Raw genomic sequence first — 21,396 nt, forward strand, 5'->3', positions numbered from 1 at the left:
GTGAACGTTTCACACTGAATCAACTTTACAAATTGGCAAAACCTCACATGGGTAAAAAAGACATTCTCGGATCCGTTTATGCTACTTTAGACAATGGAATTCCAGTAAAAATTCTATTTGTACGAAACCGTAATAAACGGAGCGAATGGCTTGCCATTCTCAGCACAGATACAACATTAGAAAATGAAGAGATCATTCGTATTTACGGCATGCGTTGGGACATTGAAGTCTTCTTCAAATGCAGTAAATCCCTTTTAAATTTAGGGAAAGAATTCCAGGGTCGTTCATACGACATGTTAATTAGCCATACAACCATTGTTTTTACACGATATATTCTCATTGCTTGGCAAATGCGAAAAGAGGAGGATCCTAAGACGATTGGCAACCTTTTTTACATCCTTTGCGAAGATGTAAAAGACATAGATTTTATTACTGCCCTTCAATCACTTATTGACCTTTTCCAAACTTTGGCGGAAGCCGAGGTTTCTTTGAACATGGACATCTTTAAAAATCAAATGAATAAATGGTTGGCCACTATACCTAATTATATCAAGCAATGCTTAAATATTTCTGTGTGCGAAAGTTGAGTAAGTAATTGAAAAAAGCTGCTTGAACGCCAATTATTGGTGATACAGCGGCTTTTTTTCATGCTCGATCTCTGCTAATATTTTAAACTTGCTTTCACATGGAATATGAGCCAGTTTCCATATCAAACTTCGGCTTTTTGGATCTGTACCTCCGATATGATCGTTCGGTATTTACATATTGCAGCCATTGCCTATTCACTTTTGCCTAAGGTAAAATCAAACATAATAAGGCATGACTGGGGCGATAAATAGTGGATGAACGAACGAAGCATTATTTTGCGGAATTGCAGTCAAGTGATAAAAATGCGCAGTACGAAGGGTACAGCAGCATTATGAAGATCACTGAAGAAGAAGTCGATTGGGCGTATGAAGTATGGGATCAGCTGAAGGAAGAGCTGACAAGTAAAGACCCTCATAAGCGCTCGCGTGCTGCTCAGTTTTTAAGCCGCTTAGCGATCAGCGATCCCGAACAGCGAATGTTGGAGGATTTTCCTCAAGTTTGGGAAGTAACCTATGATAAAAAGTTTGTAACTGCCAGACATAGTTTGCAGGCTATTTGGAGGATTGGTTTAGCTGGGGAAAAGCAAAAAGAGATGGTTATCCGTCATTTGGCAGCTCGGTTTGACAACTGTGTTGACGAAAAACATGCGACACTTATTCGGTTCGATATTATTCAAGGGCTGCGAAACTTGTATGATAAAGTGCAGGATGAAGCGATCAAGCAGCTTGCCTTCGATTTAATTGAAAAGGAAGAAGATCCGAAATATCAAAAAAAATATGCAGCAGTATGGAAATAGAAAAAAAGAGCCGTCAGTAGCAACACTCCCAGTAAATGAATGGCAATATGATTGCAAGAATGATTGTTTGCTAATTATGTAGTGGCTTTAGAGGATCGGAAGGTATTTGCAGACTGTCTCAGGCATTCATTTCCAACAGATTAATTGAAGAACAAACATATTCTTACAATAACAGAAGGAAAAATAATGCCCTTTTAAAGTGATTGCACATCAAATAAATGCCGTTTGAAGTGAAAAAAGAAGAAAATTTTCATTTTGAAGTATTATACGCTGTCAAGCTTCTATAAAAAATGCTTTTGATCATTCGTCTCAGCGCTTCAAAGCAGAGGTTTCAGTGGAAAAAACTGCACGTAAATATTAAATCGGCAACATTTTATAAAAAAATTTTTCAGTTGATTGGCTATCATAGAACAAATCATTACATTTCGGAGTGATAAACGATGGAAAATTCTCAAATAAATGAAGTTCAAGAGCTTTACCAGCAACTAATCAATGCGTGGAACAATCGAACTGCTAGCGGAATGACGGATCTGTTTACTAAGGATGGCGAAAGCATTGGTTTCGATGGCAGTCAGTCGATTGGACGCGATGAAATATTCGCACATCTCCAGTCCGTCTTTGAACACCACCAGACAGCTAAATTTGTCAGCAAAGTGAAAAATGTCCGGTTTCTAGCTCCTGATATCGCTATTTTACGAGCAATTGCCGGTATGGTTCCTCACGGCCAGTCCGATTTAAATCCTGATGTGAACACTCATCATACACTTGTTGCAGTGAAAACGGAAGGAATTTGGCGTATTCAACTTTTTCAAAATACTCCAGCTCAGTTTCATGGCAGACCTGAATTGGTTGAACAAATGACCGAAGAGTTAAGACAGCTGCTTAAATAATCCATGTCCTGTTCAGGGGAATGGTGAAATATACTTTCATGCAAAAAGAAGATTAGGAAAATCCTAAATCTTCTTTTTTGATGTGTGCGAATAAAACGCTTCACATTTTCATAACGAAAAAATCATTTTTATATAATCATCGTTGATATCAAATTTGTTATTAATGACTTTTTGTTGCTGTAAGCATTTGTGATATTTGGACAAGTATACTTTGATACCTATTAGTGGCATTTGTTTTAAATAAAAAGCGGGCAAATCGGAAAATGCTTTTACTACTATAAAACTACCCTCCAATTATGATTGCAAGCTGCGATGATAGTTTTGTGCTCTAATATGTAGTTGGCAATGAGTTCGGTCATGTCGATGGGGATATTTTTAACGATCGGTTTTTCTTTAAACATATCAAAATTGCCTGTTCCACCAGCGCGGTAGCTGTTCATGACGACATCATATTCTTTGTCAAGCTCCAATGGGCTGCCGTGATAATTTAGCTTCACAACTCGTTGGCCAACTGGATTAGAGATTTTTAATTCGTATTCAATTCCTTCCCACATATCATAATTGTAATGCTGCGGTTTAGGATATAAGAAAGCGGGATTGACAGAGATTGTTCCGTTTTGAACCGTAAAATACTTGGCGCTTTGCTCTAAAGCATCTTTAATATCTTGGCCGCTGATGCGGATGACAGTTAATGTGTTCGGATAAATATAATTGGAAACAATGTCGCGCATTGTAACATGTTGTTTGAATCCAGGCAAGTCATTATTGAATAAGGCAGTGGCAGAAATATCAACTTTGGCTGTTTCCATTTGCACCTTATTGATAAATTCTATAAAAGGATTGTCTTGTAATCGGGTCTTCAATGGATCAGATACGGTCATGTCACCAATAACGGTTCCGATCGGCTGATCCAGCCATTTTTGCGTTTCTTGTTCAATATCGGATATCAATGCCAAAACATCTTGATTCGCTTCCATTTTTTCATCAATTTTGATTAAGTTGGAATGACTAACGATTGCGGGGCTGTTTCCATTTGCCTTTTGTCTAACTTTCATCGTCACTTCACCCAAAAATTGCCCCTTATGGCCTGGCTGAATGATTGTGATGCCGTTTAGTTTATCTGCGAGTGGGCGGTGCTGATGGCCTGTGATTAAAATATCAACACCCTCTAGTTCTTGGCACATTTGGTATGCTTGGTTTTCTCCTGTCAGCTGTTCTATAGGCTCTCCAGTTTGTAGATCTCTTTCAAATCCCCCATGATATGAGACGATCATCACATCTGGTTTTTCTTTTTGGCGAATCTCGCTCACCCATAATTTAGCCGTTTGCAATGCATCTTTGAAAACAAGTCCCTCAATATTTCGCGGCTCTTCCCAATTAGGGATGAAATGAGTGGTGATACCAAGTACAGCAATTTTGACTCCGTCCAATACCTTGACGAGATAAGGTGTTCCAAAAGCGGGCTCTCCTGTTGTTTGCTTCAAGATATTAGCGGACAGCCAAGGAAAAGCTGATTGATCAATCGCCTTTTGTAAATAACTTCGTCCATAATTAAATTCATGATTTCCCAATACGCATGCATCATATTGGAGATCATTCATAACTTGAATCATCGGATTTTCACTGTCGGGTCTCCTTTTTGCATGGTAATAAGTCAACGGGCTTCCTTGAATCAAGTCTCCATTATCAAGTAAAAGTACATAGCCTTTTTTTCTTTTTTCTTTTATAATCGTGGCTATTTTAGCCAGTCCGAAATTTTGTTCTTCTTTGTCTCTGTAATTGGTCGGGTAAATGTAGCCGTGAAGATCGCTGGTTACAAGCAGATGAATCGCAGTTTCCTTCTCCATTATTTTCCTCCTTCTTTTTTTTCATCATAACAAATCGTTGTAAAAATGAAATAGATAATTGAATGAAAAAAATAATTTACAAAGTTAACAAAATATTTGTGGTATTTTGTAACAAAATTTACAAATAATTAAAAATTTGGTATTAAAATGGAAATTAGATTTTCAAAAAGATATGGGGGAAATTAATATGTTTAAAAAATTAGTAGCTTTTGGAACAATACTAGCTTTAACAGCGGTGGTCATCAGCGGATGCGGGGACTCCAGCAATTCCCAACAAACTAATAGCAGCAAAGAATCAGATGGATATATTCCGGAAACTCTTTCTGTACAATTTGTACCTTCTCAAAATGCAGATACATTGGAAGCCAAAGCAAAGCCGCTTGAAAAGTTATTGGGGGATCGTTTGGGTATACCTGTAGAGGTGAGTGTTTCAACGAACTATAATACCATTGTTGAAGCAATGGAATCCAAAAAAGTAGATGTAGGATTTTTGCCGCCAAATGCCTATGTGCTGGCGAAAGAAAGAGGTGCTGCTGAAGTAATTCTTCAAGCGCAACGTTACGGAGTGGATGATGAGACCGGGCAGCCAACAGATGAACTAGTAGACAATTACAAATCAATTTTTGTAGTGAAAAAAGATTCTGGTATTAATAGTGTGAAAGATTTAAAAGGAAAGAAAATTGCTTTTCAAGATGTCACTTCATCTGCAGGTTATGTTTGGCCGGCCGCCACGCTGATGGATAATGGGATTGATCCATTAAAAGATGTGCAAGGAATAACAGTAAAAGGGCACGACCAAGCGATTATTTCTGTTTTGAACGGTGATGTCGATTGTGCGGTTGTTTTCCAAGATGCCCGCAATACAGTAGCAGGAGATTACCCAACTGTTTTCGAAGATACGAAAGTCATTGAGTTTACAGAACCGATTCCGAACGATACGATTTCCGTCCGTTCCGACATGAATTCGGAATGGGTTGAAAAAATCAAGCAAGCTTTCATTGATATTGGAAAAGACGAAGAAGGGCATGCGATTATAAAAGACATTTACACGCATGAAGGCTACATAGAATCGAAAGACAGTAACTTCGATATCGTCAGGGAGTATGCTGAAAAAGTGAAAACTGAATAATGTATTTTCATAAAATATAGCCAGGCGAATCGTTCGTACTGGCTAATCCTCTATGAATAGATAAAGCAACATCGGGATGTTTAGATAAATATTTAAAAAAGGTTGGTATGCAGAGTGATAGAATTTCATCGTGTTACAAAAATTTATCCTAATGGTGTAGTAGGATTGGAAAATATTGATTTGAAAATTGAAAAAGGGGAATTTGTTGTGATTGTCGGTTTATCTGGCGCTGGCAAATCAACGTTGCTACGTTCTATTAATAGATTGCATGAAATTAGTTCCGGAGAAATAACAATAGACGGGAAATCCATCACGAAAGCAAAGAGGAAGGAACTCCGCCGCATCCGTCGCGACATCGGGATGATCTTCCAAAATTTTAATTTAGTGAAAAGGTCAACTGTTTTACGAAATGTTTTATCTGGAAGAGTTGGCTACCATTCTACTCTCCGAACCGTTTTGGGATGGTTTCCAAAAGAAGATGTGGATTTGGCCATGAATGCTCTGGAACGAATGAATATTCTTGAAAAAGCGTACACCAGATCGGATCAGCTTTCAGGAGGACAGCAGCAAAGAGTGTCGATTGCTAGAGCTTTGGCGCAAAAAGCTAAAATCATTTTAGCGGATGAGCCTGTAGCATCTTTAGATCCTTTGACAACAAAACAAGTAATGGATGATTTAAAAAAGATCAATCAAGAGTTAGGAATAACGCTTGTTGTCAACCTGCACTCGGTCGATTTAGCTAGACAATATGCCACAAGGATCATCGGCCTGAAAGCAGGACAAATTGTGTTTGACGGATCTGCTAGGGAAGCGACAGATAAACGGTTTTCTGAAATATATGGAAAGCCTTTTGAGGTGGGAACAAATGAAGCGGATAGAGAGTTTAAATATGAATCGATTAACTAAACAAGAAATTCCTAAAGCACCTACTAAAATAAAGCATTACTTGACAGCAGCGTTGATTGTGCTGCTGATCGGCTGGAGCGCCTATCAAACGGAAAGTTCTTTCATCGATTTTGTTGAAGGGTTTCCAAATATGTTTGATTTGCTTGTACAAATGTATCCTCCCAGCTGGTCATATTTTGATGATATTGTTCCGGCAATGCTTGACACATTCCGCATGGCGGTTATTGGGACAACGATGGGAGCTTTGCTTGCGGTCCCATTTGCTTTGTTATGCGCAAGCAACATCGTTGCCAGCAATTGGATTTATTACCCGTTCAGATTTATTTTAAATTTAATTCGTACCATTCCTGAACTTCTTTTAGCCGCTATATTTGTTGCAATTTTCGGATTGGGGCCATTACCAGGAATATTTGCATTAGCTGTTTTCTCAATGGGCATTATTGCGAAATTAACTTATGAAGCGATGGAAAGTATTGATAAAGGCCCATTGGAGGCGATGACGGCAGTTGGCGCTAATAAAATTCAATGGATCGTCTACTCTGTCGTTCCGCAAGTGTCCCCTTACTTTGTCTCTTTCGTTCTTTACACCTTTGAAATTAATATAAGGGCTGCAGCTATATTAGGACTAGTGGGAGCAGGAGGAATCGGAGAATATTATGATAAAACATTAGGTTTTCTTGAATACGACAAAGTGAGTACAATCATTATTTTTACATTAATGGTTGTTTTGTTGATCGACTATATTAGTACTAAATTGCGGGAGAAACTATTATGAAGAGTGTTGCAAGACCAGTTAAACCAAAAAAGAACCGGTTCATGCTTTGGAGTATATATGTGTTGTTGGCTGTTATTTATATATGGGCATTATCCGGTATTCCAATAGAAGGATTTAAAGAAACGGCCGGCCAAATTACAAAAGCGATTTTATCCGGCATTCTTTCTCCTGATTGGGGATATGTTTACTTGCCCGAAGGCGAAGATCTGCTCCGAGGGCTATTAGATACATTAGCGATTGCCATATTAGGCACATTTATTTCAGCTTTTCTATGTATACCGTTTGCTTTTTGGGCTGCTAACAATATGACGAAAGGGAAGATTGCGGCAGGAACAGGAAAATTTATTTTAAGCTTTATCCGGACATTTCCGGAACTAGTGATGGCGTTGTTATTTATTAAAGTAGTAGGCCCTGGCTCTTTTGCCGGTGTGTTGGCGCTCGGACTCCATTCCATCGGGATGCTTGGCAAATTGTTTTCAGAAGAAGTGGAAAATATTGATTTCGGACCAATTGAAGCTTTGAAAGCAACAGGAGCAAGCGGCTTGCAAACGCTGTGGTTTGCCGTTGTTCCACAAATCATTCCTGGGTTTATCTCTTACACCTTATATCGTTTTGAAATTAACCTCCGTTCCGCAAGCATTTTAGGAATCATCGGTGCAGGCGGAATCGGTACACCGCTTATATTTGCCATGCAGTCTCGCGACTGGAGTCGTGTCGGTATTATTTTATTAGGAATCATTGCCATGGTTACGATCGTCGATATCATTTCCGGCTATTTGCGCAAGAAGGTGGTTTAGCAGATGCTCATAAGGCAGCAATGTATATCGAAAGCTTCAGCAATAGCGGCTGAACTCAATAAAAGGCTTTTGCCTTGTTGAGTTAATAAATTATGGAGGTAGAGTAATTATGAGAAAGATGCTGTTGCAGGGCCTTGTGGCAGTATTGGCGTTTTTTATTTTTGCTTTTGAAAACGTAACTGTAAGTGCAGAAGGTCCGAATGATCCGGCCCCAATCTTAGTTCCTAGCGATCCGAACGGCAAGAAAGTTTTGTTTGATAACAGCCATGGGCAAACAGCAGGACAGTCCGATTGGGTGATTGATGGTGCATTTTCCGATTTTGCCAATGCATTGCTTGAAGCGGGATATACAGTGAAGGAGCATCGGAGTTTAGATCCACTTACTCTGGAGGATTTAGAAGGTTATGATGTTTTTATTATTCCAGAGGCACAAATTCCTTTTAAGAAGTCTGAACAAGATGCTATTGCTGAGTTTGCAGAACAAGGGGGAGGCGTATTTTTTATTGCCGACCACTATAATGCTGATCGAAATTTTAACCGTTGGGATTCAAATGAAATTATGAATGGTTGGCGCAGAGGGGCTTTTGATAATCCAACAAAAGGAATGGATCAAGGTGAACAAGCTGCAATGGCTGGTGTTGAAAGCACTGATTGGTTAAATGAAGAATTTGGTGTAAGATTTCGTTTTAACTCGATAGATAACGCAACAGCAAATGTGATTATACCATCTGATGAATCCTTTGGTATAACGAGTGGCATTGATGAAATTTCGATTCATGCTGGTTCTACACTAGCTATTATGAATCCTGAAATTGCTAAAGGGATTGTTTATTTGCCTGATGGGCTTACTGTAGAAGAAAACAAATGGAGCAATGCAGTTGACGAAGGGGTTTATTTTGGCGGCGGAATTCATGAAGGGCCCTTTGTAGCGATAGGAAAAAAGGAAAGAGGAAAGGCCGCTTTCATCGGCGACTCTTCTGTGGTGGAAGACAGCACCCCTAAATATCGAAATGAAGAACACGGAGGAGTCAAGAGAACGTACGACGGATTTACTGAAAAAGATAATGGCCAATTGCTAATGAAAATTGTCGAATGGCTGTCTCATAAAGAAAGTTATCTGACCTTCTCTGAACTTGATATGCCGCTTGATCAGCCTTCACCAATATTAGAAATGGAGACCCCAGAGCATTCTGAGGAGCTGAAGCCGGAGCCTTGGCGTTCACCGAATGAAGGTTATCTTTGGTATGATCAATCGACATTTGCTGACGGTTCATTTGGCTCGGAAATGGATCCTCCAAAAGATATTAAATATAACATTGAAACCCCTGAATATTTGCCAACTGGCGGAGAACCTTTTCAAGTAACACTCAAATTAACAGATATGAAACCGGGACAAGTCATTGAAAATGGAGAAATACAAGTATATTTAGAAGGTGGTACATCAATTTCGCAAGTTCGGCTTCCGAATGGAACATGGCCAACCACTTACGGTTATCAAAGTGTTGGGAGCATTCAAGCCAATCAGCATGGTGTGGCGGAAAAAGTACTGACAATGAGGCTTAACCCAACGGTACAAGACGGAACAACAGGATATATTCGCCTTCGAATAGGGGCTGGAAACAACGTCTTTACCAAAACAGTCGGTATCGGTCAGTCAAATGTTGAGACGCCGCCTAGTGGTGAAGAGAAATATCAATTGTTAACACCGAAATTCATTCCGCTCGGTGGTATACCATTTCCGGTAGAAGTGGTGATGAATGGTTTAACACCTGGCCAAACAGTAGCAAATGCACAAATCCAAATATATTTGTCAGGCGGCAAAAGCATTTCGCAAATCCAATTTGAGGACGGAACATGGCCAACCACTTACGGTTATTTCAATATCGGCAAACTGACAGCAGATGAAAATGGAAAAGCAAAGAAAACGATCATGATGCGCATCAATCCAAATGTATCGGCTTATGAAGCCTATATTCGCCTGCGACTAGGTTCGGGCAATAACGTTCTCACGCAGAAGGTAGCTATGAGATAGCATTTACAAATTGAAAATGTGTTAGTGTGTATCAGGTTTTTGAAGCTGTTTTTAGAACAGTATTTCGCAACGGGGGTAATAGTATGTGTACATTACCATTCGATAAGGGATCTGCCGCGGGGATTCAAAGTTTCATCTTGGGTGGTGCCGAGTTAGAAGCAGCAAGGACGGCTAATGGATCTATCTTGAGTGCATAAAAATTAAGAAGGCTGCCACCATTATTTTCTGCTGTTTAATGCAGTATGAATGGGTAAGCCTTCTTATGAGTCATTATAAGTTGGTTAGTCGATCGGGCAAGTTGTTGATTGATTGGATGACTTGATCGAGCTTTGTTTCAATTCGGTAAAGGAGAATCAAGGTCACAACAATCGGAAAACCGACTTCCCCGATCAATGAATACCATTCAGTCATTCTCTTTCCCTCCAAAATTTGATAGAAAGGAAAGCCGAGGAAGTACGCAATGTACTAGTCCCGGCTTCCGTTAGATTATAGATTCCAGGCTGTTTATAAACTGAATACTTCTGTGTTCTTGCTAATTTTTCTTGCTTCTTTAATCGATGCTAAAGAGGCACCGCTTGATGTTTCAAAAACATTGGCTGTCAAAATTTGATTCATAACATTGCGAATGATTTCCTCGTTTAAATCGTCTTTCGGGTCATTTACTGTAATGCGAACCGTTTTTCCATCAGTCGCCAAAAAAACAAGTTCTAAATTTGTTTCCATTCACTTTCCTCCTCGTCTTTTTGTTGTTTTTTACTATTAAGCGTAAATTTCCTTTTTGTCGTCGCGTTCAACGGTATAAAACGGCAAATTTGACAGGGAAGCTAAGGCTGTTGCTGCTTGGTGAATTTGATCATCCGTGCTGGTTGTTTTCACGTTATTATAGCTTTTTGCTTTATATACCGGTTCCCCTTTTTGATTCAGGCCATTTTCATAAAGGACACGGAAGCTTGTTTTTACAATATTTGCTTTTGCCATCTCTATCACCTCCTCCCTTCATTTTTGTTATAGAAGGTTTTGCAAAAAATGGTCATCGTTTTTAAAAAATTTTTTTGAAGTAGCATAAAACTTTGATTAGTGGGAGGTAATGCTTGTAGTAGTACGAACGGCATGTTTAGAGGTTGATCGGTACCGATTGTTCTTGAGAGCGAATCTCGTGGCCGCTTTTTCATCACCGCTAAATTATATTTTTACAGTAAAAAAAGCCGGCTCAATAGAACCGACTTCCAACAAACTTAATCAAAATTATCCTTTTAAAAATCCCGGTTGGGCAAAACTGGGGTTCGGATACTTATAAAAGCCTTCTCCTGTTTCGCGCCCAAGTTTTCCTTTATCAATGTATTCCCTCTTTAATAATTCAGCAAGCTTCATAAACTCTTCATTACCCGTTGCTTCGGCTTTTGCCAATGTAATATTATACGCTGTTCTTATTCCTACTACATCGAGGATCGCAAATGGTCCAAGTGGAGCTCCGGTGGCAATCATCCATGTTTTGTCAATTGTTTCAGGATCGGAAACTTCTTTTACCAATAACATTTGAGCAGCTTCCAAAAATGGAACTAATAAAGAATTTAAAATATAACCCGGTTGTTCCTTATATAAAGGTAGAGCGACCATTCCAATTGCTTTAGCAAATTCAATTATTTGATCAAAATATTGCATGTCTGTACCGGGATGTTTCATAACTTCTGCGGTATTATTTTTCCAAATTTCATTGGCAAAGTGCAGAGCCAAGAATTTTTCCGGACGTCCTGTTGCTTCAGCAAATTGGCTCGGTAATAAGGTTGAAGAGTTTGTCACAAAGACAGTTTTATCGGGTGCAACCGCCGCCAATTTTTTATAAAAATCGACTTTAATTTCAACTCGTTCCGGAACAGCTTCAATGACAAGATCAGCATCTTTAACCGCTTCAGCTAAATCACTATAAAATGAAAGACGATCGTAAGCAGCATCGACTTCTTCTTGAGTTGCCTTTAAATCTTCTTGATAACGAGGTTTTAGTTTCTTGATTCTCTCTTTTGCCAGTTCCAATGCTTCATCGTTAATATCGTAGACAGAAACTTGAAATCCGTGAAAAGCAGTTTGGTAGGCAATTTGGCTGCCCAATACTCCACTTCCGGCGACTGTAATATTTTTGTAGTTCATCAGAATGCCCCTTTCTGTAAAGCCAAGATTTGTATATTACTAGAATTGCAAGTGCTTACAATTCTGTGATTAAATGGAATTAACCACTATAAACATTGTACAACTTTCACATTCTTTTTGTCTATTATTCTGTTTGGCGATAAAAATGAATAGGGAATCTGGAAAAATTCGGCAACGGGAACAGCCGCCAATATAATGAAACCTTGAAGAGATTTAACCGTATATATGTTAAGAATTGATGATTGAGGTGGGGACCTGTGTCTAACTTTCAACGTCCAAAAATACGTATTCCGAAAACAAAAAGTGAGTGGGTTTGGGATGTCATCGGCTATACTTGCTATATTGGTTCAATCGTATTTTTGTTGACCATCTGGAACCGGCTCCCGAGCCAGGTGCCGGCTCATTTTAATTTAGCCGGTGAAGTGGATCGGTGGGGGTCAAAATGGGAGTTAATTATCTTACCGATTATTGGCGGGATAACACTGATTATTATGCAATTTTTGGAAAAACATCCGGAAATGCATAATTATCCGAGCCGGTTAAATGAATCCAATGTACCGCAATTTTATTTACTAAGCAGAAAAATGTTGAATCAGGTTAAGAATATGTGTTCGCTTATTTTTGCAGTGATTATATTGGAATCTGTAACAATTGCGTTAAAATGGGGTCAGGGATTTGGTGTATGGTTTTTGCCTGTTCTTATCATCGCTGTCTTCATCCCGCTCGTTATCGGATTAATACAACAGCGTAAGATTAAGTAGGACTATCTTCTTGGCTAATCAAGAAGATAGTCCGACAAGAGGTGGATTATGAGAATAGTTTTCGAAAAAGGCTTTCCGCCTCGGACGTAGCGCCACTTGAATGAACAGAACAGTTTTCGAAACGCTCTTGCCGCCTCAACCATAGCCTCACTTGAATGATAAGAGTAGTTTCCGATAGGCTTTTGCCACTTCAAACGGGTCATTTGCCTTCATAATCCCGGAAACGACAGCAATGCCGGCAATGTTTTTACCGCCTAGCATTGAGACATTTTCTAAGTTGATTCCGCCAATGGCTACTGCCGGAATTTGAATTGTTTCTAAGATTTTGTCCAGCATTCCGGGTGGGAGCACCTTTGCATCTGCTTTTGAAGTAGTTGGAAATACAGCGCCAACTCCGACATAGTTCGCCCCGTTTAATTCTGCTTCACGAGCTTCCTCGGGATTGCCGACAGATACGCCAACAATCATTGATAAGGGAATGATTTTTCTTATCGCCGGAGCGGGGAGGTCGCTCTGTCCGACATGTACCCCATCTGCTCCGACAGCCAAGGCAATATCAACGCGATCATTTATAATTAGCGGTATTTGATATTTTTCCGTTAACTCCCTCAGTTTTACAGCCTTTTCATAAAAGACTTTACCGTTCCCGGATTTTTCCCTCAGTTGGACAATGGTTACCCCGCCTTGAATAGCCAACTCCACTTTCTTAAGCAGTTCATCTTTGGGCAGTGTTTCATCGGTTACTAAATAGAGACGATAATCGATAGTCATAAGATCACCCCGGTTAATTTGGAAAGATTCATATGTTTATATAATGAAAGATTTTCAAAATTAGAGACGGCATCGATTAAGTTTACTCGAAAAGTACCTAGTCCCAAATGACCCTCCAAGTTATTTTTTGCTACCTCTCCTGCAATCCCCATAACTGCCATCCCGGCGATACTTGCAGCTAACCAATCATCGGTAACGGCTGCAAAAGAGGCAATGAGCGCAGTACTCATACAACCGGTTCCGGTAACTTTTGTCAATAAAAGATCACCATTACTCAACCCGTAAGTCGTTTTTCCATCAGAAATAATATCTGTTTCGCCGCTAATCACAGTAGTCACGGAATACATATTGGCAGTAGTTTCTGCGATTACCTGTTTACTTTCGGCGACATCCCCGGCATCGACGCCCCTTGTTTTGACCTCGTCATTTATAAGGGCATTGATTTCTGAAACATTTCCGCGAACGATGGCGACATCAACTTTTTCAAAAAAATCACGAATCACTCGGGTTCGGTATGGCGTCGCACCCGCTCCAACGGGATCAATAACAACCGGAATTCCTTTTTTGTTTGCTGTTTTTCCTGCTATTAACATGGCTTCATACATTCCATCATTAATTGTGCCAAAGTTAATCACAACGGCATCTGCTAAGTTTGCCATATCACGAACATCGTTTTTTCCTGTTGTCATAACAGGTGACGCACCAATTGCCAATGTCACATTTGCACAGTCGTTAATTGTTACATTATTTGTCATTTGGTGGATTAGCGGATTTTTTTGCTGAACCTTGGTTAATAATGATTGAAATTTAGATATGTCCATTAAAAAACCACTCCTCGTATAAGTAATAAGGGTTGCTTCACTGAATATTTGGTGAACACCAATTAATCTATGAATAAGTTGCGCCACCTCGCTAACGTTCCATACCTTTACCGCGGTGAACACTTTGAATAAAGCCGGCTACCTAAGTTTTATTGGTTCATAAGATGGGCTCGTTTATATAATTCATAAAAATGGTTGGTTGGTCCATGCCCGTTTCCGAGATCCAAACTATGCTCAATTGCCACTTCAATATAGGCTTTTGCCAATTGCACAGACGTTAATAATGTGTTCCCTTTGGCAAGGTTGGCAGCGATGGCACTGGACAAAGTACAACCGGTTCCGTGTGTATTTTTTGTATGGACACGTTTGCCTTTCACCCAATAGAAATTTTCTCCGTCATAAAAGAGGTCATTCGGGTCGGTGCTTAAGTGTCCGCCTTTTAGCAACACCGACTTTACGCCCAGTTTTTTAAAGGAAATACAAGCACTCTTCATATCCAGTTCGTTTAAAATTTTTTGCTCTGTTAAGATTTCCGCCTCCGGAATATTTGGTGTGATGATATCGGCAAGCGGCATCAGTTCTTCCTTGAGAGCAGAAATTGCATCTTCCGCCAGTAATCGATGTCCACCTTTCGAAACCATGACCGGATCGAGAACAATATGGTTTGGTTGATATTTGGCAAGTGTCTCAGCAACCGTTGTAACAATCGATGGGCTGGACAACATCCCAATTTTGACCGCATCCACTTTTAAATCATCAAAAACAGCCTCAATTTGATCTTGAATGATTTGTTCATCAATATTTTGGACAGAGCGGACTTCAACCGTGTTTTGTGCGGTTATTGCAGTAATGACGGACATTCCGTATACACCGTGTGCGGCAAATGTCTTTAAATCGGCTTGAATTCCCGCCCCGCCGCCTGAATCAGAGCCGGCGATGGTTAATGCTGTTTTCATGGATGATTCCTCCCCATGCTTTATTTTTGTGCAATGCTTTTAATAATACATAGCCGAAGAACGCCCCTGCAAAAGAACTTAACGTGAAGGCAGGGATAAAACCGAAAAGAGTTGCCTCTTGACCGAGTAAGAAAACGGCGATGGGATAACAAGCCAAGGCCCCGAGAATCCCTGTGCCAATAACCTCACCGGCTGCGGCAAAGATAAGCTTATTTGTTTTCGTATAAATATAAGCTGCCAAAAATGCCCCGATCATACTTCCCGGAAAGGCGAAAATACTTCCCGTTCCAAGCAAATTTCGTAAAAGTGAGGAAATAAAGGCTTGTGCAACCGCATAACCGGGCCCGAGCAAAACTGCCGATAGTAAGTTTGCAAAATGTTGTATCGGAAAAATTTTTGCAAAACCTACCGGAATATAAACTAGGCTACTTGAAACAGTTGTCACAGCTGCAATTATTGCGGTTATCGTCATTTTTTGTGTTTTTCTCATGGAATCATCCTTCCCGTTTTTTAGGACGCGAATAAAAAATCAGATTGGCCAGTCTTGTTTTTTCTCATTCATTTCCCAAAATAAATATTCATATTTTGAGGTGATTTGAAAATGCTGCTCTATCGTATGAAGTTCCTTTTCTGATTTTTCGATTGTCAATTCATCGATTAAGTCAATTAACCACTGGGTCCCAGCGCCGAACGTTTCCGAAGAGTAGGTTTCAATCCATTTTTTATAAGGATTTGTCGCCAGCGTTTCTCCATAAGTTGATTTTAATAGTTTCCCAATTTCCCAATAATCCCAAGCACACGGCAATAGACAAGCAACGAGTTCAGCAAGGCTTCCATTGGCTGCCACTTTTCGCATATAACTCGTATAGGCAAGGTTAATTGGTGTTGGTTCAGTTGCTTCTAAATCAGCGCGGGTAATTCCAAACTCGGCAGCGTATTGACGGTGCAGTTCCATTTCGAAATGTAAAGTTTCATGGAGAACCGCAGCAAATTTTGTCATGATTTTAAGGTTATTTGCCTTCTCTACCCCGATAGCAAACAACTTCGCATAGTCAATTAAATATACATAGTCCTGCTTCAGATAAAAGATAAATTTTTCCCGGTCTAATGTTCCGGTTCCCAACCCAACGACAAAAGGATGCTGATGGTTTTTCTCCCAAATCGGTTGAACGTTTTGATAGAGTCGGTTTGAAAAATTTTGCTTCAACAATAATTCCTCCTTGTTTACCGAGGAACCGATTGCTTTGAACCAGCGATCTGTATGGTCAGTGTAAGTAATGATAAAAATATTGGTAATGAGCTTTATTGTTTAGTTTCCGGTGTCCCTCACTTTTTTAATGAAAAAGGGTCCTGGAAAACTAATCGGTCTGAAGGGGAAATAAAAAACCGCCCTCCATGATCGGAAAGCGGTTTGGTAAATTACAAAAATATGTAGATTGTAATTTATTAACCTACTTCCCTCCGCTAGTACGAACTAGATCAGGTTCAAAGGGTACTTCTCAGCCAACCGGCGCCCCTAGTAGAGTTTTATGAATATTCATTTTCATTACTTTTAACATATCATAGTCGGGGACTTTGTGCAACAGGAGATTTATTTTTGATTTCTTGATTTAGGTCAATTTTTTTTTGAAAAGGGACATCTTATAATCAACTTGTAAGTAAAAAATACAGGAGGTAAGAGAAATGAGTATCTTAAGTCCCGAAGAAGCATTGAAAAAAGAATTAGAACAAGATCAAGTGGAACATGATCATCATCATCCGACTGCTGCAGCTATGACGAATCATGTCGTTGCAAATTTGGCCATATTGTGGACAAAACTCCATCAATATCATTGGTATGTGAAAGGTTCAGAGTTCTTAACACTTCATGAAAAATTTGAACAATTGTATCGTGAAGCGGCAAACTGGTATGATAAAATTGCAGAAACCTTACTTGCAATTGATGCCAAACCTTTTTCGACAACGGAACAAAATATGAAGTACACATTTTTAGAAGAAAGTGCGGCAAATAAATACTTACCGGCACATGATATGGTTGCTAATATTGTGGATGATTTCCGCCTGACCCGGGATGTTGTTCAACGTGCGATCAAATTAGCTCAGGAACAAGACCAACCGGTTTTGGAAGATGTATTAATTGATTTTAAAGGTTATCTCGAAAAAGAAATCTGGATGTTGCAAGCTTTTCTGGGTAAAACAGCCTTAGAAGATGAAGAAGAGTAATCTTATTTTTTATGGGAAATTATGGTAATGATGTTATTATGAGCGACGACGAACAGTGAGTTTATTTTTCACGAGGAACCATAGTAACAATGTTATTATGTGCGACGAGGGAGCATGTTTTTCACTGGGAACATATTAAACCGGGCTTCCTGTGCGATGAGGAACAGTGAGTTTATTTTTCACGAGGAACAGGTTAATGATGTTATTAAATCAAGCTTTTTGTGCGACGAAGAAGAGTAATCTTATCATTCATGAGAAAGAGGGGATTCAATGGCACATGAACACTGTCATAACCACGCCTCTTGTATCCGGCTCGTGCCCATATTCAACCATTTAGATGACGAACAAATGGATAAAATTGCCGAATCAGCGAAAAAACTGGACTTGAAAAAGGGAGAAATACTTTTCCATGCCGGTGATGAAGACGACACCTTGTACATCGTCAATAGTGGGAAAATTAGGGTATACCGCCTATCCGACACGGGTAAGGAACAGCTGGTAAGAATTTTGAATCCGGGTGACTTTACCGGGGAGTGGGCCCTTTTTCATCCGGGAGAGGTACATGAAAATTATGCCGAGGCCGTTCAAGATTCATCCGTATGCTTGATTAAACAAAAAGATTTGCAACGGTACTTAACGGAATATCCGCAAATATCTTTAAAAATTATTTCGGAAATGTCGGAGCGGCTAATGAATTCCGAAAAACAAACGATGCAAGTGGCCATTGAAAAGGTAGAATCGCGAATTCTTTCATTTTTAGCTGATTGTGTGGAAAAAGGGGCAGGAAATAGTCCGGTGATCACACTACCAATGGCAAAAAAAGATCTGGCCTCCTATTTAGGTACAACACCGGAAACGATAAGCCGAAAGTTTACTGAGTTGGAGAAACAAGGTTTGATTGAGCAATTGCCAAAGCGGAAAATTAAAATCAATGACTTAGATCAACTTTTGTTATATGGGGAATAGAGGTCCTAAGAACAAATCTTAGGGCTTTTTTCTATTATAAAAAGCCATTGTCAGTCTCTGCGGTGTAGCTTGTCGATACATGTGGGACCTCAATCGTGCCCTATCCGAATTCAACAGTCCCCCCAGTAATTCACCAATTCCCCCTTGAAATCAACAGTAAAAAAGGAAAATTCAACAGTACTGGGGTACAAATTCAACAATAAAATTGAAAAATTCTACAGTATACCCAGTGAATTCAACAGTAGAAAAGGAGAAATCACCAGTGTACCCAGCGAATTCAACAGTAGAACCCCTGAATTCACCAGCCCTCCCCTCAAATTCACCAGTCGCCACTTTTAGGTAAGAAGCCTCATTTTTATCGACGAAACATGTTTTACCAATATTGATGAAGGTCAATTTTTTTTCGTCGCCGATTCTTTAAAATAAAGACAAAGATAAATATTGGAGGGATTAAAATGACCGCAAAAATAAATCAACATAAAAACCAGATTACGTGGATTTCGGGAACTTTGATTATCGCCGCAATTCTATCCAAGTTATTTCACTTGAGTGGATTAAGTAACAGTTTCCTCATTATTGCAACTGTAATCGCCATTGTACCTATAGCGATTAAAGCATGGCAGGCAATGATAATGAGAACTTTTAGTATCGAATTACTTGTCTTCATAGCAGTAATTGGAGCGGTTTTTATTCAGGAATATACAGAGTCAGCCGTCGTTACATTCCTATTCTTATTAGGCGACTATCTGGAAGCAAGAACTTTAGAAAAAACACGTTCATCATTAAAAGAACTTGTAGATATGGCACCGCAAGAAGCAATTTTACTACATGCAGACGGTTCTCGGGAGGAAATAGATATTGACTTAGTTGAGGAAGGAAATCGCTTAGTCGTTTTACCCGGCGGAAAAATACCGGTGGACGGGCGTATTGTGAAGGGACATGCACTTATTAATGAAGCTGCGATCACCGGTGAATCCATACCGGCGAATAAAGCGGAAAATGATCGTGTGTATAGCGGTTCTATTCTCGATAACGGGTATATCGAAATCATTGCTGAAAAAGTCGGTGAAGATACGACTTTTGCAAAAATTATTGAACTCGTTGAAGAAGCACAAGAATCAAGATCGAGTGCAGAACGTTTCTTGGATCGTTTTGCCAATTACTATACACCGGCCGTTGTTATTTTATCATTATTTGTTTTCGCATTTACTCGTGACTTACATTTAGCCATTACTTTTCTTGTTATCGCATGCCCGGGTGCTTTAGTAATCGGGGCACCGGTATCAGCCGTTGCAGGAATCGGGAACGGTGCAAAAAATGGTGTCCTTATAAAGGGCGGTGACATTATGGAGAAATTTGCCAAAGTTGATACCCTTGTCTTTGATAAAACCGGTACCTTAACAAAAGGAAAACCGACAGTAACCGATTTTCACAATTTGTCCTCAATGCCATCTAGGAAACTATTAGCGCTTATTGCAAAAGCAGAAACCATTTCTGAACACCATTTAGGTCAGACAATTGTTAAAGAAGCAGAAAAAAACGGAATTGATTTGTCTCGTTTTCAAATAACGGAAAGTGAAGCAATTAAAGGGAACGGGATTACGGCAACCGTAGACGGGTATTCAATTGTTGCCGGGAACCGTAAATTGATGAATGGAAAAGGAATCAAAATTAATTCCGAGGCTAGTCTCTATGCAATTGAACGGGAAAAAGCAGGGAATACCGCTATCTTTGTCGGAATAAACGGAGAACTGGCTGCCATTATCTCCATTGCGGATCAAGTTCGTGATGATGCAAAGGCGGCATTAGCAGATATGCGAGCCAATGGTGTGAAACGAATCATTATGTTAACCGGTGATAACCGCCATACCGCAGAGGCCGTAGCAAATGAACTTGGGATGGATGAATTTCATGCGGAACTGTTGCCAAACGAAAAAGTTGAGTATGTAAAAAAATTGAAGGAACAAGGGGCAATTGTTGCGATGGCCGGAGATGGAATCAATGATGCGCCGGCAATTGCTACAGCAGATATTGGACTGGCGATGGGGGAAGGGGGAACTGATGTCTCAATGGAAACTGCTGATGTTGTATTAATGGCAGATAAGCTCTCCCAATATGCCCATGCTTTTGCCTTATCGAAAGCGACCATTCGGAATATGCGGCAAAACATCTTTATTGCTTTAGCGGTTGTTGTCATCCTTTTACTGGGCGTCTTGGCGGACCAAGTACACCTTGCCGGGGGAATGTTTATTCATGAAGGAAGTGTCCTAGTCGTCATTTTAAATGCCATGCGGTTAATCGGCTTTAAAACAAAAATAGCAAGTGAAGCTGGGAAAACAGACGGCAGGCAGAGAGAAAAATTAGTGGCTTAAGGGAAAACTTGATACCCGTCAATTTTTTTACAAGGGAATTCATATAAAATAAAAGTACAAAATAACAAGGAGGAATGAACATGGCAAAAGCAGTTATGCAATTAGAAACCTTAACTTGTCCATCTTGTATGAAAAAAATTCAAGGGACGCTAGAAAAAATGGACGGGGTTAATCGTGCAAAAGTTCTTTTCAATTCCAGCAAAGCCAAAGTCGAATTCGATGAAAGCATAGTAACAGAAGAAGACCTGAAAAAAATTGTTGAAAAATTAGGGTACCAAGTTTTGGATGTAAAAACAGCTTGATTTTGTCTTACAAAAAAGCCGGGAAGGAGAAAACCTCTATCCCGGCTTTTGTTTATACATAAAAATTAAGGACTGGCATGTTTACTAAGAAATGATCTTTTTCACATCATCTAAATGATTATAATTAAAAATATTACTTATTATTAGTTCCAATTTTATGACATCCAGTTTTGAAATTTCTTCTGTCAGTTCTTTTGGCAATACACCGAATTTTGCTGTCAACAATTGAAGAGCGGTTTTAGATAATGCTTTTGCTTGCCCCAGTTCAATTCCTTTTTCAATTCCTTTTTCTAATCCTTCTTCCCATCCTTTTTTCATA

At 39.6% G+C, this 21,396-nt stretch carries 24 protein-coding genes and 1 riboswitch; of the genes, 13 read left to right on the top strand and 11 right to left on the bottom strand.

Annotated elements, in window-relative coordinates:
• The 3 genes from LIZ98_RS11835 to LIZ98_RS11845 form a co-directional block, all read left to right on the top strand.
• A partial coding sequence (locus LIZ98_RS11835) for an IS4 family transposase (RefSeq protein ID WP_483298023.1) occupies window positions 1-587 on the top strand: 587 nt, incomplete at its 5' end.
• Window positions 588-838: 251 nt separating this feature from the next.
• A complete protein-coding gene (locus LIZ98_RS11840) occupies window positions 839-1,384 on the top strand; it encodes a hypothetical protein (RefSeq protein WP_108897358.1) in 546 nt (181 codons plus the stop codon).
• Window positions 1,385-1,824: 440 nt separating this feature from the next.
• A complete protein-coding gene (locus LIZ98_RS11845) occupies window positions 1,825-2,274 on the top strand; it encodes an SgcJ/EcaC family oxidoreductase (protein ID WP_063389118.1) in 450 nt (149 codons plus the stop codon).
• A 275-nt stretch (window positions 2,275-2,549) separates the two neighbouring features.
• Here the strand turns inward: LIZ98_RS11845 and LIZ98_RS11850 are convergent, their stop codons facing one another.
• Window positions 2,550-4,121, bottom strand: a complete 1,572-nt coding sequence (locus tag LIZ98_RS11850; RefSeq protein ID WP_227139743.1) for a bifunctional metallophosphatase/5'-nucleotidase — start codon at window positions 4,119-4,121, stop codon at window positions 2,550-2,552.
• 187 nt (window positions 4,122-4,308) lie between these two features.
• Here LIZ98_RS11850 and LIZ98_RS11855 point away from each other — a divergent pair, with 187 nt between their 5' ends.
• The 5 genes from LIZ98_RS11855 to LIZ98_RS11875 all read left to right on the top strand — a co-directional run bounded on the left by LIZ98_RS11855 (window position 4,309) and on the right by LIZ98_RS11875 (window position 9,760).
• On the top strand, window positions 4,309-5,250 hold the full coding sequence (locus LIZ98_RS11855; protein WP_227139744.1) for a phosphate/phosphite/phosphonate ABC transporter substrate-binding protein: 942 nt from the start codon (window positions 4,309-4,311) through the stop codon (window positions 5,248-5,250).
• Between the two features lie 114 nt (window positions 5,251-5,364).
• The gene (phnC, locus tag LIZ98_RS11860; protein ID WP_108897360.1) at window positions 5,365-6,156 is read left to right on the top strand and encodes a phosphonate ABC transporter ATP-binding protein; all 792 of its coding nucleotides are present in this window, start codon (window positions 5,365-5,367) and stop codon (window positions 6,154-6,156) included.
• Complete coding sequence (phnE, locus tag LIZ98_RS11865; RefSeq protein ID WP_227139753.1) at window positions 6,140-6,931, top strand: phosphonate ABC transporter, permease protein PhnE; 792 nt, start codon at window positions 6,140-6,142, stop codon at window positions 6,929-6,931. The genes phnC and phnE (LIZ98_RS11865) overlap by 17 nt, the downstream gene beginning before the upstream one ends.
• A complete protein-coding gene (gene phnE / locus LIZ98_RS11870; RefSeq protein WP_375293581.1) occupies window positions 6,925-7,728 on the top strand; it encodes a phosphonate ABC transporter, permease protein PhnE in 804 nt (267 codons plus the stop codon). The genes phnE (LIZ98_RS11865) and phnE (LIZ98_RS11870) overlap by 7 nt, the downstream gene beginning before the upstream one ends.
• Window positions 7,729-7,837: 109 nt before the next feature.
• Window positions 7,838-9,760: a GldG family protein gene (locus LIZ98_RS11875; RefSeq protein WP_227139745.1), complete on the top strand. Its 1,923-nt coding sequence runs from the start codon at window positions 7,838-7,840 to the stop codon at window positions 9,758-9,760.
• A gap of 270 nt (window positions 9,761-10,030) precedes the next feature.
• Here LIZ98_RS11875 and LIZ98_RS11880 read toward each other — a convergent pair whose 3' ends face one another.
• The 4 genes from LIZ98_RS11880 to LIZ98_RS11895 form a co-directional block, all read right to left on the bottom strand.
• A complete protein-coding gene (locus LIZ98_RS11880; protein ID WP_034767376.1) occupies window positions 10,031-10,171 on the bottom strand; it encodes a YvrJ family protein in 141 nt (46 codons plus the stop codon).
• Window positions 10,172-10,264: 93 nt separating this feature from the next.
• A complete protein-coding gene (locus tag LIZ98_RS11885; protein ID WP_034767378.1) occupies window positions 10,265-10,483 on the bottom strand; it encodes a DUF2922 domain-containing protein in 219 nt (72 codons plus the stop codon).
• Between the two features lie 36 nt (window positions 10,484-10,519).
• The gene (locus LIZ98_RS11890) at window positions 10,520-10,738 is read right to left on the bottom strand and encodes a DUF1659 domain-containing protein (RefSeq protein WP_034767381.1); all 219 of its coding nucleotides are present in this window, start codon (window positions 10,736-10,738) and stop codon (window positions 10,520-10,522) included.
• A gap of 267 nt (window positions 10,739-11,005) precedes the next feature.
• Window positions 11,006-11,905: a 3-hydroxyacyl-CoA dehydrogenase gene (locus tag LIZ98_RS11895; RefSeq protein ID WP_041847962.1), complete on the bottom strand. Its 900-nt coding sequence runs from the start codon at window positions 11,903-11,905 to the stop codon at window positions 11,006-11,008.
• A gap of 257 nt (window positions 11,906-12,162) precedes the next feature.
• On the opposite strand from LIZ98_RS11895, the gene LIZ98_RS11900 reads away from it, so the two are divergent.
• Window positions 12,163-12,666 carry a DUF1648 domain-containing protein gene (locus tag LIZ98_RS11900; RefSeq protein ID WP_227139746.1) on the top strand — a complete coding sequence of 168 codons (504 nt, stop codon included), beginning with the start codon at window positions 12,163-12,165 and terminating at the stop codon, window positions 12,664-12,666.
• 147 nt (window positions 12,667-12,813) lie between these two features.
• Here LIZ98_RS11900 and thiE read toward each other — a convergent pair whose 3' ends face one another.
• From thiE to tenA, 5 genes are all read right to left on the bottom strand, one after another.
• The gene (gene thiE / locus LIZ98_RS11905; protein WP_227139747.1) at window positions 12,814-13,437 is read right to left on the bottom strand and encodes a thiamine phosphate synthase; all 624 of its coding nucleotides are present in this window, start codon (window positions 13,435-13,437) and stop codon (window positions 12,814-12,816) included.
• Window positions 13,434-14,258, bottom strand: a complete 825-nt coding sequence (gene thiM, locus LIZ98_RS11910; RefSeq protein WP_227139748.1) for a hydroxyethylthiazole kinase — start codon at window positions 14,256-14,258, stop codon at window positions 13,434-13,436. The genes thiE and thiM overlap by 4 nt, the downstream gene beginning before the upstream one ends.
• A 149-nt stretch (window positions 14,259-14,407) precedes the next feature.
• Window positions 14,408-15,214, bottom strand: coding sequence for a bifunctional hydroxymethylpyrimidine kinase/phosphomethylpyrimidine kinase (thiD, locus tag LIZ98_RS11915; RefSeq protein WP_034767393.1), 807 nt, complete (start codon window positions 15,212-15,214; stop codon window positions 14,408-14,410).
• A complete protein-coding gene (gene thiW, locus LIZ98_RS11920) occupies window positions 15,183-15,704 on the bottom strand; it encodes an energy coupling factor transporter S component ThiW (protein ID WP_227139749.1) in 522 nt (173 codons plus the stop codon). Before thiW ends, thiD begins: the two co-directional genes overlap by 32 nt.
• A 39-nt stretch (window positions 15,705-15,743) precedes the next feature.
• Complete coding sequence (tenA, locus tag LIZ98_RS11925) at window positions 15,744-16,454, bottom strand: thiaminase II (RefSeq protein WP_227092712.1); 711 nt, start codon at window positions 16,452-16,454, stop codon at window positions 15,744-15,746.
• Window positions 16,455-16,653: 199 nt separating this feature from the next.
• Window positions 16,654-16,742, bottom strand: a riboswitch (TPP riboswitch).
• A 155-nt stretch (window positions 16,743-16,897) separates the two neighbouring features.
• On the opposite strand from tenA, the gene LIZ98_RS11930 reads away from it, so the two are divergent.
• The 4 genes from LIZ98_RS11930 (at window position 16,898) to LIZ98_RS11945 (ending at window position 21,077) form a co-directional block, all read left to right on the top strand.
• Window positions 16,898-17,437, top strand: coding sequence for a Dps family protein (locus LIZ98_RS11930; RefSeq protein WP_095141812.1), 540 nt, complete (start codon window positions 16,898-16,900; stop codon window positions 17,435-17,437).
• A gap of 270 nt (window positions 17,438-17,707) precedes the next feature.
• Window positions 17,708-18,403, top strand: coding sequence for a Crp/Fnr family transcriptional regulator (locus tag LIZ98_RS11935; RefSeq protein WP_176458917.1), 696 nt, complete (start codon window positions 17,708-17,710; stop codon window positions 18,401-18,403).
• Between the two features lie 455 nt (window positions 18,404-18,858).
• The gene (locus tag LIZ98_RS11940; RefSeq protein WP_227139751.1) at window positions 18,859-20,775 is read left to right on the top strand and encodes a heavy metal translocating P-type ATPase; all 1,917 of its coding nucleotides are present in this window, start codon (window positions 18,859-18,861) and stop codon (window positions 20,773-20,775) included.
• An 80-nt stretch (window positions 20,776-20,855) separates the two neighbouring features.
• Window positions 20,856-21,077: a heavy-metal-associated domain-containing protein gene (locus tag LIZ98_RS11945; RefSeq protein WP_041845410.1), complete on the top strand. Its 222-nt coding sequence runs from the start codon at window positions 20,856-20,858 to the stop codon at window positions 21,075-21,077.
• An 84-nt stretch (window positions 21,078-21,161) separates the two neighbouring features.
• Here the strand turns inward: LIZ98_RS11945 and LIZ98_RS11950 are convergent.
• Window positions 21,162-21,396 (bottom strand): DUF4351 domain-containing protein (locus tag LIZ98_RS11950; RefSeq protein WP_227139752.1); only part of this gene is annotated, 235 nt, incomplete at its 5' end.

This window comes from Caldibacillus sp. 210928-DFI.2.18 (assembly GCF_020554505.1).
Taxonomy (GTDB): Bacteria; Bacillota; Bacilli; order Bacillales; family Caldibacillaceae; genus Caldifermentibacillus; species Caldifermentibacillus hisashii.

Coding starts and splice junctions, on each gene's coding strand:
- LIZ98_RS11845 (WP_063389118.1), top strand. CDS start 1,825: ATGGAAAATTCTCAAATAAATGAAGTTCAAGAGCTTTACCAGCAACTA.
- LIZ98_RS11850 (WP_227139743.1), bottom strand. CDS start 4,121: ATGGAGAAGGAAACTGCGATTCATCTGCTTGTAACCAGCGATCTTCAC.
- LIZ98_RS11855 (WP_227139744.1), top strand. CDS start 4,309: ATGTTTAAAAAATTAGTAGCTTTTGGAACAATACTAGCTTTAACAGCG.
- phnE (WP_227139753.1), top strand. CDS start 6,140: ATGAATCGATTAACTAAACAAGAAATTCCTAAAGCACCTACTAAAATA.
- LIZ98_RS11875 (WP_227139745.1), top strand. CDS start 7,838: ATGAGAAAGATGCTGTTGCAGGGCCTTGTGGCAGTATTGGCGTTTTTT.
- LIZ98_RS11880 (WP_034767376.1), bottom strand. CDS start 10,171: ATGACTGAATGGTATTCATTGATCGGGGAAGTCGGTTTTCCGATTGTT.
- LIZ98_RS11885 (WP_034767378.1), bottom strand. CDS start 10,483: ATGGAAACAAATTTAGAACTTGTTTTTTTGGCGACTGATGGAAAAACG.
- LIZ98_RS11890 (WP_034767381.1), bottom strand. CDS start 10,738: ATGGCAAAAGCAAATATTGTAAAAACAAGCTTCCGTGTCCTTTATGAA.
- LIZ98_RS11895 (WP_041847962.1), bottom strand. CDS start 11,905: ATGAACTACAAAAATATTACAGTCGCCGGAAGTGGAGTATTGGGCAGC.
- thiE (WP_227139747.1), bottom strand. CDS start 13,437: ATGACTATCGATTATCGTCTCTATTTAGTAACCGATGAAACACTGCCC.
- thiM (WP_227139748.1), bottom strand. CDS start 14,258: ATGGACATATCTAAATTTCAATCATTATTAACCAAGGTTCAGCAAAAA.
- thiD (WP_034767393.1), bottom strand. CDS start 15,214: ATGAAAACAGCATTAACCATCGCCGGCTCTGATTCAGGCGGCGGGGCG.
- thiW (WP_227139749.1), bottom strand. CDS start 15,704: ATGAGAAAAACACAAAAAATGACGATAACCGCAATAATTGCAGCTGTG.
- LIZ98_RS11930 (WP_095141812.1), top strand. CDS start 16,898: ATGAGTATCTTAAGTCCCGAAGAAGCATTGAAAAAAGAATTAGAACAA.
- LIZ98_RS11935 (WP_176458917.1), top strand. CDS start 17,708: ATGGCACATGAACACTGTCATAACCACGCCTCTTGTATCCGGCTCGTG.
- LIZ98_RS11940 (WP_227139751.1), top strand. CDS start 18,859: ATGACCGCAAAAATAAATCAACATAAAAACCAGATTACGTGGATTTCG.
- LIZ98_RS11945 (WP_041845410.1), top strand. CDS start 20,856: ATGGCAAAAGCAGTTATGCAATTAGAAACCTTAACTTGTCCATCTTGT.